Here is a 12,482-nt window from a genome sequence, read left to right on the forward strand (position 1 = left end):
CGGTCGGTGCCGTGAAACGCCAGGGTTTGATGGGGCCATGCAGTGGTGGGAGGCGCTGGTCGTGTTCCTGGCCGGGGTGTGGGCGGGCACGATCAACACGGTCGTCGGGTCCGGCACGCTCGTCACGTTCCCGGTGCTGGTCGCGCTCGGCTACTCGCCGGTGACCGCGACGACGTCGAACGCGATCGGGCTCGCGCCGGGCACGATCAGCGGCGCGATCGGCTACCGGCACGAGCTGACCGGCCAGGGCAGGCGGGTGGCCCGGTACGCGGTGCCGTCGGCGATCGGCGCGGTGTGCGGCACGGTGCTGCTGCTTTCCCTGCCGCCCAACGCGTTCGAGACGGTCGTGCCGGTGCTGGTCGGGCTCGCCGTGGTGCTGGTGATCATCCAGCCGCGGGTGTCCGTGTGGGTGGCGCGCCGCCGCGAGGCCGGCAAGGGCGGCGGCTCACGGGGCGGGCTCGTGTTGTTCCTGATCTTCCTGGTCGGCATCTACGGCGGGTACTTCACCGCGGCGCAGGGCGTCATGTTGATGGCGTTCATGGGCATGCTGCTCACCGACCCGCTGCAGCGGCTCAACGGGATCAAGAACGTCCTCGCCGCCGTGGTCAACGTGGTCGCCGGGATCGTCTACGCGTTCATTGCCCCGGTCAGCTGGCCGGTGGTGGCGCTGCTCGCCGTCGGGTCCACCCTCGGCGGGCAGCTCGGCGCCAAGATCGGGCGCCGGCTGCCCGCGCCGGTGCTGCGCGGCGTGATCGTCGTGGTCGGCATCGCCGCGATCGTGCAGCTGGTGGTCAACGGCTGAAGCCGCGCGCCGCCTGCAGGAACGCGTCGTTCTCCTCGCGGGTGCTGATCGTGACGCGCACGCCGTCGCCCGCGAACGCCCGCACGACCACCTTGTTCGCCAGCGAGTGCTCGGCGAACTCGAGCGCGCGGTCGCCCAGCGGCAGCCACACGAAGTTGGCGTGCGTCTCGGGCACCTCGTAGCCGAGGGCGAGCAGTTCGTCGGCGACGCGCTGCCGCTCGGTGACGATCGCCGCGCACCGCTCACGCATCTCGTCCTCGGCGTCGAGCGAGGCCAGCGCGGCGATCTGCGCCAGCGAGTTCACGCTGAACGGGATGTAGACCTTGCGCACCACCTCGGCCAGCTCGGCCGGGCCGACCAGGTAGCCGACCCGCAGCCCGGCCAGGCCGTAGGCCTTGGAGAAGGTCCGCAGCACCACCACGTTGTCGCGGGTGCGCGCGAACTCCATGCCGTCCGGCACGTCCTGGTCGGTGACGAACTCGCGGTAGGCCTCGTCCAGCGCGACGACCACGTGCGGCGGCACCTGGTCGAGGAAGCGGACCAGTTCCTCGTGGCGGTTCGCGGTGCCCGTCGGGTTGTTCGGGTTGCAGACGAAGACCAGCTTCGTGTTCGGCGTGATGGCGGCGAGCATCGCGTCCAGGTCGTGCGTGTGCGTGGCGTCCAGCGGCACCTTCACCGAGGTCGCGCCCGCGATCTGCGTGACGATCGGGTACGCCTCGAACGAGCGCCACGCGAACACGACCTCGTCACCGGGCGCGCACAGGGCCTGCGTGAGCTGCTGGCACAGCGCGACCGAACCGCAGCCGACCGCGACGCGCTCCACCGGGAAGTCGTACTTGCGCGCCAGCCGGTTCGCCAGCGCGGTCACGCCCATGTCCGGGTAGCGGTGCACGTCCGCGGCGGCGTCGGCGATCGCGGTGCGCACGCTCGGCAGGGGGCCGCCCGGGACCTCGTTGCTGGCGAGCTTGATCGCGCCCGGCACCGTCCGCCCGGCGACGTAGGCGGGCAGCGAGCCGAGATCGGGACGGGTACGCACGGACATGGCGGGCACTCCTTCGGGTCGAACGCGCTGCTGCCACGTTATCCCGAACACTTGATCGCGATCGGTGTTGACTCCCGTTCACCCGGGGATGGTTGAGTAGTGCGATGACGCAGACGCACACCTCGCACTACGAGCGGACCGACGGCCGGGCGATCGAGCTGACCTACGCCGAACCCGAGAACGTCGTCCGCGGTGGGCTCGTGGTGCTGCACGAGGTCGGCGGGATCACCGACGGGGTGCGGTTGCTGATCTCGAGCCTGGCCGCGGAGGGCTGGCTGGCCGCCGCGCCGCACATCGAGGACGCGCCGACGCCGGACAGCGTCCTGGCCGCCACCGACATTGCGCTGGCCTGGCTGGTCGAGCGCGGCGTGCAGGCCGACCTCCTCGGCGTCGTCGGCTTCGACCTGGGCGGCACGGCCGCGCTGCTGGTCGCCGCCAACCGGAAGCTGGGCGCGGCGGTCAGCGTCGGCGGGCACCGCGTCGCCGAGAAGCCGGGGCTGGTCGACATCGCGCGCGAGCTGGTCAGCCCGTGGCTCGGCCTGTACGGCGACGCCGGCGACGAGCTGGGCGCCGCCGAGGTCGAGAAGCTCCGCGAGGCCGCCGCCGAAGCCCGGGTGGCCACGAACGTGGTCCGCTACCCGGGCGCCAACCACCGGTTCGACGCCGACCCGAAGGCCGCCGTCGAGGCCTGGCAGCGGACTTTGAGCTGGTTCGACGCCCACTTGCGCTAATACGCTCCCGGGGTGACCACCGATGTTGCTGACACCCCGGAAGTGTTGTGGCGGCCGGACCCGGAGCGGGTCGCCGCGAGCAGGATCCAGGCGTTCCGCGACTGGCTGCGTGCGGAGCGCGACGTGTCCCTCGACGACTACGACGAGTTGTGGCGGTTCTCCGTCGACCGGCCCGCGGAGTTCTGGGGCGCGGCGGCGGAGTTCCTCGGCATCCGCTGGCACGCCGAGCCGAGCGCGGTCCTCGGCGACACGCGCATGCCGGGCGCGCAGTGGTTCCCCGGCGGCACCCTCAACTACACCGAGCACGCCCTGACCGGCGCCGACGACGACCTCGCGGTGATCTTCCGCCGCGAGGACGGGCTGTCCGCCCGGTTGAGTTACGGCGAGCTGCGCGAGCAGGTGGCCGCGATGCGGGCAGCGCTGGTCGAGCTCGGCGTCGGCCGCGGCGACCGCGTCGTCGCGCTCGCGCCGAACTGCCCGCAGACGCTCGTCGCGTTCCTCGCCACCGCGAGCCTCGGCGCGATCTGGTCGTCCTGCTCGCCGGACTTCGGCGTCCGCGCGATCAGCGACCGGTTCACCCAGATCGAGCCGAAGGTCCTGGTCGCGATCAACGGATACGTCTACAACGGACGGTCCTTCGACGTCCGGTCGACGGTCGAGGAGCTGCGGACGCGGATCCCGTCGCTGACGGCGACCGTGCTGGTGGACTACGCCGGCGGCGGCACGGTCGACGGCGCGCTCGCCTGGGACGAGCTGCTCGCCCGGCACGCCGGCGCGGAGATGGCCTACGAGCCGGTGCCGTTCGACCACCCGCTGTGGGTGCTGTACTCGTCCGGCACCACCGGCCTGCCGAAGGGCATCGTGCAGGGGCACGGCGGGATCGTGCTGGAGCACCTCAAGGCGACGGTGCTGCAGATGGACCTCGGGCCGGACGAGAAGTTCTTCTGGTTCACCACCACCGGCTGGATGATGTGGAACTTCCTGATCGCCGGGCTGCTCGCGCGCTCGACGATCGTGATGTTCGACGGCAGCCCAGGGCACCCCGACCTGAACACGCTGTGGCGGCTGGCGGCCGAGGAGCGGATCACGTACTTCGGCACGTCCGCGCCGTTCGTCCAGAGCTGTCTCAAGGCGAAGATCCGCCCGGCGGCTTCGTTCGACCTGTCCGCGTTGCGGGCGCTCGGATCGACCGGCGCGCCGCTGTCCGACGACGGCTTCCGCTGGATCGCCGACGAGGTCGGCCGGTCGGTGCAGATCTGCTCGGTGTCCGGCGGCACCGACCTGTGCGCAGCGTTCGTCGCGGCCGCCCCGGACGTGCCGGTGTGGCTCGGCGAGCTGTCCTGCCGGGCGCTCGGAGCCGCGGTGACGGCGTTCGACGAGGACGGCCGCGAGGTGGTCGACGAGGTCGGCGAGCTCGTGGTGACCAAGCCGATGCCGTCGATGCCGGTGTTCTTCTGGAACGACGAGGACGGGTCGCGACTGCGCGAGGCCTACTTCGACATGTACCCGGGCGTGTGGCGGCACGGCGACTGGATCCGGATCACGCCGCGCGGGTCGGCGGTGATCTACGGCCGCAGCGACTCCACGCTCAACCGCGGCGGCGTCCGGATGGGCACCGCCGAGTTCTACCGCATCGTCGAGGGCTTCGACGAGATCGCCGACTCGCTCGTCATCGACACCACGCGAGCCGGGAATACCGACGGTGAGCTGCTGTGTTTCGTCGTGATGGCGCCCGGGGCGGATCTTGCCGCGGTCGAGCCGGAGCTGCGCGCCCAGTTGCGGCGCGGCCTCTCGCCGCGACACGTACCCGATCGATTCATCGAGGTGGCGGAGGTGCCGCGGACGCTCAACGGTAAGAAGTGCGAGGTGCCGGTCAAGAAGATCCTGACCGGGGTGGCGCCGGAACGGGCGGTCAGCCGGGACGCGCTCGCCAACCCGGGGGCGCTCGAACCGTTCGTCGACATGGCCAGGGGGAGTTAGGGGGCAGGGGTGTCCGGGAGGACGTTGACCGGGGAGCGGCCGGCCGTCTGGCGCGTCACGGGCGCGGCATCGGTCGTGGCGATCACCTGGGTGACCAGGCTGGTCGGGCTGTTGGCGGTGATCTCGGTCGTCCTGCCCGCCGGGCGGCGCGGCATGCGCGGGCACGTCGCGGTGTGGCTCGGGCTGCCCCAGGAGGCGACGACGGCCGCGGCCGCCGTCGTGCTGGCCGTCGGGGTGCTGCTGATCATGCTCGCGTCCGGGCTGAAGCGGCGCAAGCGCCGGGCCTGGCAGCTCGCGCTGGCCGCCAGCGTCGTGCTGGCGGTGTCGCACCTGGGGATGCAGCACGTGTTCGGCGCCGGGGTGGTGGCGGTCGCGCTGGCCGTGACGCTGGTGCTGAACCGGCGGCACTTCGTCGCGCTGCCCGACCCGGTGACCGGGAAGTGGGTCGCGCTGCGCGTGTTCCTGCAGCTGCTGGTGGCCGGGTTTGTGATCAACGTCGCGCTGCTGTCGGTCGCGCCGTCCCGGTTCATGGCGCCGCTGTCGTTCCCGGACCGGATGGCCGAGGCGGCGCTGGCGCTGTTCGGGGTCAGCGGCCCGGCCGAGTTCCACGTCGAGTGGATGGACGACCTGACCGCCACGGTCGGGCTGCTGTTCGGGCTGGGCGCGGTGCTGCTCGCCGCGTACTTCCTGCTGCGCTCGGCCGAGCCGGCGCCGCACCTGAGCGAGGACGAGAAGGCCAGGTTGAAGGCGCTGCTGGACAAGCACGGCGCCCGCGACTCGCTCGGGTACTTCGCGCTGCGCGACGACAAGTTCGTGGTGTTCTCCAGGACCGGGAAGGCGGCCGTGACGTACCGGGTGATCGCCGGCGCGGCGATCGCGTCGGCCGATCCGCTGGGAGACAACGAGGCCTGGCCGGGCGCGATCGAGGAGTTCCTGGCGGTCTGCCGCCGGCACGGCTGGGTCCCGGCGGCGATGGGGTGCTCCGAGCTGGGCGCGACCGCGTGGGCCCGGTACGACCTGGACGTGCTGGAGATCGGCGACGAGGCGGTCGTCGACGCGGCCACGTTCACGCTCGAGGGCCGCGTGATGCGCGGGGTGCGCCAGGCGGTGGCGAAGACGAAGCGGGCCGGGTACGCGGTGCGCGTGCGGCGGTCGGAGGAGCTGGCCGAGGGCGAGCTGGCCGAGCTGGAGGCGCTGGCGGCGAAGTGGCGCGGGAGCGACACCGAGCGCGGGTTCTCGATGGCGCTGGGCCGCATGGGCGATCCCGGCTCGGTGCTGGTGACCGCCGAGCAGGACGGCGTCGTGCGGGGGCTGCTGCAGTTCGTCCCGTGGGGCGACGACGGGCTGTCGCTGGACGTGATGCGCCGTGATCGCACCGCGGACAACGGCATCAACGAGCTGATGATCTCGGAGCTGCTGCTGGCCGCGAAGGATCACGGTGTGAGGTACGTCTCGCTGAACTTCGCCGCGTTCCGGAAGCTGATGGAGCAGGGCAGGCGGATCGGGGCGGGCCCGGTGGCGCGCGCCTCGGCGAAGGTCCTGGGATGGATGTCACACTGGGTGCAGATCGAGTCGCTGTACCGGTTCAACGCCAAGTTCCAGCCGGCGTGGGTGCCCAGGTACCTGGTGTACCCGGGCGTGCGCGAGCTGCCACGGGTCGGGGTGGCCGTCTTCGAGGCCGAGGGCTTGGCCGGACGTTCCCCCAGGTTGCGGCGGTTGTTGCGGAGATGAGGGGGTCCTTTGCCGCGGCTTCGAGGGGCTGTGTACGCTATCTCAGCAGTGGTCGTGATCCGGGAGGCTTCGCCTAGTCTGGTCTATGGCGCCGCACTGCTAATGCGGTTGGGGGTAACCCCCCCTCCCGGGTTCAAATCCCGGAGCCTCCGCAAGGCACTCGGACCCCGAGTGCTAGAGTGAAAACTGAACAAGCGCCCGTAGCTCAACGGATAGAGCATCTGACTACGGATCAGAAGGTTAGGGGTTCGAATCCCTTCGGGCGCGCGTCTGGTTGAGACGGCAAGACCAAGAAACCCCCTGGTGACAGGGGGTTTCTTGCTGTTCCGGGCAGGACCCGCCTGGGGGTGGCTGGAAGGCAGGTCGCCAATCAATCGCCAGTTTTCCCCAGGGGCAGTGCACCGAGGGCGTCGGCCGTAGCTCGCGACTTCTGGCCGCGCCCCATGTACACGTTCATCGTCATGGACGGGTGAGCGTGCCCCAAGAGGTCGGCAATCTGGCGAGCCGTCAGACCCGCTTCATCGAGGAGCGTGGCGACCGTCTTCCGCAGGGTCTTGAAGGTCACCCACTCGTAGCCCGCGCGTCGCCGGAACGGCAGCCAGTGCCTGTTGGTCAGGTTCTGGAAGTTGAGGTAGCCGCCCCGGCTGTTCGGGTAGATCGGCCCAGTTGGGTTCGGCACGCCTAGCCGTGCTCGACGGTCGATCAACATGGTGACGTACCACTCAGGCAGCGGGATCGGGCGCACCGCATTCTCGGTCTTGCCGTCGTTTCGCAGTGTGCCCTTGCCCCGAACTTGGACGAGACCGCCCGTGACATGGAGCACGCGCTCCTCTTCATCGAAGTCCGGCCAGTCGGCCGCCAGCATCTCACCCCGACGCTCACCGGTAGCGATGAAGCCGCGTACGAGGTCCGGGAGGTCCGCCTTTCGTGCTTCCTCGTCGGCGTCGAGCTTTGCTAGGAAGTCCACCAGCTCGTCACCGCTGAGGGCGCGTGACTTCGACTTCTTGGTCTTGGCCCTGCGCTCGGTCAGCGGAGCAATCTCCCGGGTCGGGTTCCGCTCGATCGCGCCCGCCTGCACGGCGAAGGTCATGACGTTGCTGATCACTGCCTTGGTGTGCTTGGCGAGGCTCAAGCTGTGAGCCTTGAGCTTGGCCTGACACAACGCGTTGATCACCGGAGTCTTGACCTCGAACAACCGGAGGTTGCCCAGTCGCGGGAGCACGTGATTGCGCAGATGATCACTGTACGTGTCCACGGACGTGAGAGCGTAGATGCCGTTTTCCGCGTCCTTCCGGTACTCGTCGAGCCATTGTGCGGCGGCCTCAGAGAACCGGCTGAACGCGGTCAGGTCGGCCCCCGGAGCGTGCGACACGAAGTCCTTCATCGCATCGCGGACTGCTTGCTTGGCCTTCTCCTTCGTCCCGGCGCGACGCCGGACGTCTGAGTAGGTGCCGTCCTCGTGGCGGTAGCGGCAGCGACCTTCCCACGACTTGCCCACCTGCTTGACCTTGATTTCCCCATGACTGCCCGGGGATAGAGGCAGGCGGCCCATCACGCGGCTCCCTGCTGCTCGATCCAGGCGTCCACATCCTCCTGGCGGTAGCGGACGTACTTGCCCATGCGGATGCCGTCCGGGCCGTAGCCCTTGCTGCGCCACTGGTAGAGGGTGCCTTTGGGGATGCCGAGGTAGTCGGACAAGTCCTCGATGGACAGCAGTTTGCGGGTCATGGCTGGTCCTCCTTTTTGGTCGCACGGTTGTTGCGTTTGCGCTGGTAGATGGCTTCGGCGAGTTCGCGTTCGGCGTCGTCGGCGTGGCCGTTGCCGGTGTAGTTCCAGTGGTTGACCACGACCACGGAGCCGGGCTCGACGCCGAGGGCTTCCAGCGCCGCGTGGTGCTGGAAGGTGCGGCGGTCGCCGCGGAGCTGGGTGAAGGTGAGCGAGTAGCGCTGGCTCTTGGTCAGGAAGTGGCCGCGGAAGCCGAGCATGTGTGCCCAGCGGCGCAGGAACGCGAGGTCGTCGTTACCGCCAAGCTGCCAGGCTGCTCGGATCATGCGTTTGTGGTGCGGGTGCACGTTCAAGTGCTCGATGTGGCGTTCGGAGTGCACCCGCCGGTCGGGGGTTTCGCTGGTGGAGGTGCCCTTGGTGGCGTATTTGGCGATGTAGCCGGCCAGCGCCTGATCGCTGAGGTTGCCGTGCCCGTCCTCGACCTCACCGGGCCGGTGGATCACCCGGACGTCGAGTTGCTGGCCCCAGGTGAAGGTGTGTTCTTCGGTTCGGCCGCCGAGGTCGAGGGTCTTGGTGACCTGCGCGGTCTGGGCGGCAGCGCGGACGGCGTGGTCGAGCAGGTCGGTGTCGGCCCAGTTCGGGGCCGGGTCGTGCGGTCCCTCGGGGCCGTCGAGGCGGATGACAGCGTGGAAGTGGACGAGCCCGCGGCGCTGGTATTCGGCGACCTTGGCGTAGGACAGCCGGGCGTGCCGAGGGAAGTCCTTGGCCCGGAGGCCGGCCGCGGTGGCAAGTTCGCGGCGCAGCCGGATGGTGAAGCGGTGCCACAGTTCCCCGGCGTGGCCCTGCCAGAGCACCGCGCCGCGGTAGTCGTAGGCGTCCGGATCGATCGCGGTGCCCAGGCGCGGGTCGTCGGGGTGGTGGAAGGTGCCGCACGAGCACGGCCGCGACCTGCCGTGCCGGGTCGTCGGCCGGGTGTGCACCGCGCCGAAACTGGGAGCGGTCAGGGTGACGAACAGGCGCGGCTTGTCAGCCACGTCGGCCGGGATGGTCTTGCCTCCGGCGACTCCGGCGCGGATGAGCTGGAAGGCGTCTCCGGCGTAGCGGTCGGAGCAGGCGGGGCAGACCGAGGCGCGGCGGTTGCCGCAGGGGGCGTAGATCGTCCCGGCGTGCCGGTCGAGGATGGTGCCGGTGGCGCGGTCGATGACCTTGCGGTAGCCGGAGAGGTGGACGGGTTTGAGGCATCCGCCGGTGGCCTCGACCCGTGCCCGCCAGCGCCGGTAGTCGGGGGCGGTGAGCCGCTGCTGGATGCGGGCGGCGAGGTCAAGGTTGAGGGATGCATGGGGCATGGGCAGCCTCCAGAGGTTGTGCAGACGCGAGAAAGGGCGGGCCAGCGGGGCGGTTGGTGCCGGTGGCCCGCCCTTCGTGGTGCGTGGCGCGGTTAGCGCCGAGCGGGCGGGGTAGTGATCTTGTGGCTTTCGGGGGCCAAACAGCGCGCCCCCGGAGGCCCCTGGTCACGTGGGGACGGGGTGGTGGTTGACGCGGGTGTTCAGCTCGTCGAGCAGGGCGGTGAGCATCGCGTCGGGCAGCCTCACCGCCGTGGACAGCTCGTCGGCGGTGACGGGGCGTCCCGCGGCGTGGGCGGTCTCGGTGGTGCGAGTGACGGTGTCGCGGACTCCGGCCGGCAGTTTCGCCAGCGTTGATCCCCGCACCGGTGCAGGTGTCGAGGACGGAACCGCTTCCGCGGGTTTGGCTGGTGCGGGTGCCGCCGGGGGCTCAGGCGCGTTGTCGGCGGGTGCGCGACGCATGAGGAGCTTGACCACCACGAGGAAGCCCAGAGCGGGCATCGCGGCGAGCAGCCAGCCGCCAGGGGTCGGTTCGGCCAGGGCGACCTGGGCGGTCATCTGAATCCCGAACCCGGCCACCAGGACGACCATCGGGAAGGTGAGGAACCGGGTGTTGCCGCGTTGGTGGTCACGGCGGACCTCGAACCCGGCGACGATGGCGATGCCCTCGATGACCACGGCGTCGGCCCAGGCGAGCCAGCCGGTTTGTCCGTGGTGGACGGCCCAGTCGTGGGTGTGGGTGAACCCGGCGGCCGCGCCAATTCCGCCCAGCACCACGGTGACCAGCACTTGCACCACCTCCATCAACCGAGTGCCGGTTCCCCGCGGGGTGTCCACCTTGGACACGGATTTCTCCTTCCGTCAGTAGGGTTTGAGCGCGGACCAGCGGAGAGCAGGTTCCGTCCCTGCCGCGTGAGCCGCAGCGGGGACACCGGACGCCGGACGACACCGTGCAGGCAGGAGACCGTGTCGCGGGCGGGACAACGTTCGACGTAGCGGCCCTGCATGAGCGCGTGCACGGTGTCTTCGTCAGTGGCGATGCGCACCCGGTCGGTGTCCTCGAACAGCACGACCCGGTCGGAGTCGTCCAGCAGCCCATACCGGCCGTCCTGCACCTCCGCCAGCACGTCCTGAGCCAACGCCGGGCTGATGACCGCCTTCGAGCGCTTACGCGGCCGCGGTGGCGGACACTGCCGGGAGGGAGCAGGCGTGCCAGCAGCGGGAGCGCTGAACAGCCCGAACTCGTCCTCCATCACGGCCTCCCGTCCGGTCGACCGGTAAGCCATTCGTTGACCTCGTGCCGGTAGCCGGTGCCGTGTGCCCGCCACTCCCGGTACAGCCCGACCGTGATCACGGCCCAGGTCACGAGCGTGGCGGCGGCAGCGAGGGCGAAGCCCCAGAAGCTGTGGATCACCGCCCGCTCGATCAGCAGGGCGAGGAAGGCGAGGCCGGTCATTTTGGTCCAGGACCACACGAACCGCAGGGTCAGCATCAGGCCACCACCCGCAGCTCAGCACCGCGCCATCCGGCCCGCACGAACTCGACCAGCTCGTCCAGCTCGCGGTCGTCGACGTAGGCAGCGCGCACGCGCATGGGGACGCGGGAGCGCTGCCGGATGACGTAGCCGATCCCCGACGTTTCCGGGGCGTTCGCAATCTCATCGGCCAGCGCACCGCGAAGGCGGGCGTTCTCGCCGAGCACCATGTCCACGTGTGCCGCGGACGTGACCCGCAGGCACACTCGGGTGGTGAACAAGTCCCGCACCGGCACGGTGTCCTTAGTGGGTTCCTGCACCAGTCCGACCATCGAGTGCCCGGTTGCACGGCCCTGAGAGCCGACAAGGGCGAGTTGCCGTTTCAGGCCGCGGGCGGCGGAGGCGTCGCCGTAGGCGAGCAGTGCGCCCATCTCGTCGAGGATCAGCACGTTCAGTGGCGTGACCGAGGAGGGCGTGATCTTGCGCTTGCCCTGCTCGGCCAGGCCGCGTTGGGTGGCCTGCATGTCGGCCACGTACTCCTCGACCAGCTCCGCGCAGTCGCCCTCCTCGCAGGCGTAGCGGTACGCGATGCCGGCGAGCTTGGCGAACTCCATCTGCTTGGGGTCGCAGATCCACAGCCTGACCGCGCCGTCCCGGATCAGCGGTGCCAGCCCGCGGAGTAGGGCGTTGACCACCGAGTTCTTGCCCGCGCCGGTCGCGCCCGCCACGAACAGGTGCTGCCCCAGCGCGGACAACCGCCAGTCGCCGCCGTACTCGGTCTCGCCGACGTAGAGGTTGGTCAGCTCGATCGCGTCGGAGTCGTAGACCATCTCCGGGGCCTCGATGACCTCGGTGAACGGCTCCGACCGCTCCACCACCAGCGCGATCACCCGGGGCTTGACCCGCTCGATCGCGATCCGCTCGACCTTGAGCGCCTCGGTCAACTCGGGAAGCTTGGCCTCGAACTGCCGGAGATGCTGCCCGGGGTGGAGCTTGACGTAGAGGGTGTCCACGCTCGGGGAGTAGGAGCGAATGCGAACCAGCCGGGGCACGTGAAGTTCACCGGTCTTGCGGTTGGTGGTGAACAGGTCGCAGGCGATCAGGGCGTTGCGCCAGCGCGGCCCCAGATAAGTGATCCACCGGCGACGCCACGCCCGCATCCGGGGTGCGGCGAACCGGTCGAAGCTGTCCGGATGCGCGCGATACCACGCACACAGACCCGCCGCGGTGCCGCCGAGGATGCCGCCTGTGGCGGTCCAGCCCAGTTCGAGCCCCGCAGTGGTGACGGCAGCGGGGGTAAGGATGCTGCCGGGGTGCCGGCCGAGCCAGGCGGCGGCCTTGACCTCTGCGCCCTTGGTGCGCTTGGAGAATTCCGAAGCCATGATGTTCCTTCCGAGAAACGAAAGGACCGGCCCGGCCACCCGTGTCGAGGTGGTCAGGCCGGTCCTGCGGCGGTTGCTGTTCGGTCAGTCCTTGATCGCGGAGCGGGAGTCGGAGAGCGAGACGGTCAGCTTGGCGACGGCTTTGGCCATGCGGTCGTGGTGGCCCTTGAAGCCCTCCCGTCGCACCGGAATGCCCTTGATCGCCTGCCGGAGCTGCCGCATCGCGGCGTCCACCGCATCCAGCGCCCGGTCCACCTGATGCCCTGCCATTG

Annotated in this window: 13 protein-coding genes and 2 tRNA genes; 6 read left to right on the top strand and 9 right to left on the bottom strand. The window is 70.1% G+C overall.

Annotated elements, in window-relative coordinates; genetic code table 11:
• Positions 1-37: 37 nt before the first annotated feature.
• Entirely contained in the window at positions 38-802 is a 765-nt protein-coding gene (locus AMY39116_RS0304410; protein ID WP_020416496.1) for a sulfite exporter TauE/SafE family protein, read from the top strand.
• On the opposite strand, the gene hisC is transcribed toward AMY39116_RS0304410, so the two are convergent.
• Positions 792-1,844, bottom strand: coding sequence for a histidinol-phosphate transaminase (gene hisC, locus AMY39116_RS0304415; protein ID WP_020416497.1), 1,053 nt, complete (start codon positions 1,842-1,844; stop codon positions 792-794). The two genes, AMY39116_RS0304410 and hisC, sit on opposite strands and share 11 nt — an antisense overlap.
• Positions 1,845-1,948: 104 nt before the next feature.
• On the opposite strand from hisC, the gene AMY39116_RS0304420 reads away from it, so the two are divergent.
• From AMY39116_RS0304420 to AMY39116_RS0304440, 5 genes are all read left to right on the top strand, one after another.
• The gene (locus AMY39116_RS0304420) at positions 1,949-2,575 is read left to right on the top strand and encodes a dienelactone hydrolase family protein (RefSeq protein ID WP_020416498.1); all 627 of its coding nucleotides are present in this window, start codon (positions 1,949-1,951) and stop codon (positions 2,573-2,575) included.
• A 12-nt stretch (positions 2,576-2,587) separates the two neighbouring features.
• Entirely contained in the window at positions 2,588-4,555 is a 1,968-nt protein-coding gene (locus tag AMY39116_RS0304425) for an acetoacetate--CoA ligase (protein WP_027935630.1), read from the top strand.
• Between the two features lie 24 nt (positions 4,556-4,579).
• Positions 4,580-6,286, top strand: coding sequence for a phosphatidylglycerol lysyltransferase domain-containing protein (locus AMY39116_RS0304430; RefSeq protein ID WP_020416500.1), 1,707 nt, complete (start codon positions 4,580-4,582; stop codon positions 6,284-6,286).
• Positions 6,287-6,348: 62 nt separating this feature from the next.
• Positions 6,349-6,438 (top strand) — tRNA-Ser (locus tag AMY39116_RS0304435).
• 42 nt (positions 6,439-6,480) lie between these two features.
• A tRNA-Arg gene (locus AMY39116_RS0304440) sits at positions 6,481-6,553 on the top strand.
• A gap of 103 nt (positions 6,554-6,656) precedes the next feature.
• Here AMY39116_RS0304440 and AMY39116_RS0304445 read toward each other — a convergent pair.
• The 8 genes from AMY39116_RS0304445 to AMY39116_RS0304475 form a co-directional block, all read right to left on the bottom strand.
• A complete protein-coding gene (locus AMY39116_RS0304445) occupies positions 6,657-7,838 on the bottom strand; it encodes a site-specific integrase (protein WP_039791203.1) in 1,182 nt (393 codons plus the stop codon).
• Positions 7,838-8,014 carry an AlpA family transcriptional regulator gene (locus tag AMY39116_RS0304450; RefSeq protein ID WP_020416502.1) on the bottom strand — a complete coding sequence of 59 codons (177 nt, stop codon included), beginning with the start codon at positions 8,012-8,014 and terminating at the stop codon, positions 7,838-7,840. Before AMY39116_RS0304450 ends, AMY39116_RS0304445 begins: the two co-directional genes overlap by 1 nt.
• On the bottom strand, positions 8,011-9,357 hold the full coding sequence (locus AMY39116_RS0304455) for a replication initiator (protein ID WP_020416503.1): 1,347 nt from the start codon (positions 9,355-9,357) through the stop codon (positions 8,011-8,013). The genes AMY39116_RS0304450 and AMY39116_RS0304455 overlap by 4 nt, the downstream gene beginning before the upstream one ends.
• A 165-nt stretch (positions 9,358-9,522) precedes the next feature.
• Positions 9,523-10,200: a DUF2637 domain-containing protein gene (locus tag AMY39116_RS0304460; RefSeq protein ID WP_020416504.1), complete on the bottom strand. Its 678-nt coding sequence runs from the start codon at positions 10,198-10,200 to the stop codon at positions 9,523-9,525.
• Positions 10,158-10,640 carry a hypothetical protein gene (locus AMY39116_RS46555; protein WP_162146025.1) on the bottom strand — a complete coding sequence of 161 codons (483 nt, stop codon included), beginning with the start codon at positions 10,638-10,640 and terminating at the stop codon, positions 10,158-10,160. Before AMY39116_RS46555 ends, AMY39116_RS0304460 begins: the two co-directional genes overlap by 43 nt.
• Positions 10,607-10,846 (bottom strand): hypothetical protein, encoded by a 240-nt coding sequence (locus AMY39116_RS0304465; RefSeq protein ID WP_020416505.1) that lies wholly within the window; start codon positions 10,844-10,846, stop codon positions 10,607-10,609. The genes AMY39116_RS46555 and AMY39116_RS0304465 overlap by 34 nt, the downstream gene beginning before the upstream one ends.
• Positions 10,846-12,210 (bottom strand): FtsK/SpoIIIE domain-containing protein, encoded by a 1,365-nt coding sequence (locus AMY39116_RS0304470; protein WP_020416506.1) that lies wholly within the window; start codon positions 12,208-12,210, stop codon positions 10,846-10,848. The genes AMY39116_RS0304465 and AMY39116_RS0304470 overlap by 1 nt, the downstream gene beginning before the upstream one ends.
• A gap of 84 nt (positions 12,211-12,294) precedes the next feature.
• Positions 12,295-12,480 carry a hypothetical protein gene (locus tag AMY39116_RS0304475; RefSeq protein ID WP_027932935.1) on the bottom strand — a complete coding sequence of 62 codons (186 nt, stop codon included), beginning with the start codon at positions 12,478-12,480 and terminating at the stop codon, positions 12,295-12,297.
• Positions 12,481-12,482: the final 2 nt, after the last annotated feature.

Source organism: Amycolatopsis sp. ATCC 39116 (genome assembly GCF_000231075.2).
Lineage (GTDB): Bacteria > Actinomycetota > Actinomycetes > Mycobacteriales > Pseudonocardiaceae > Amycolatopsis_E > Amycolatopsis_E tucumanensis.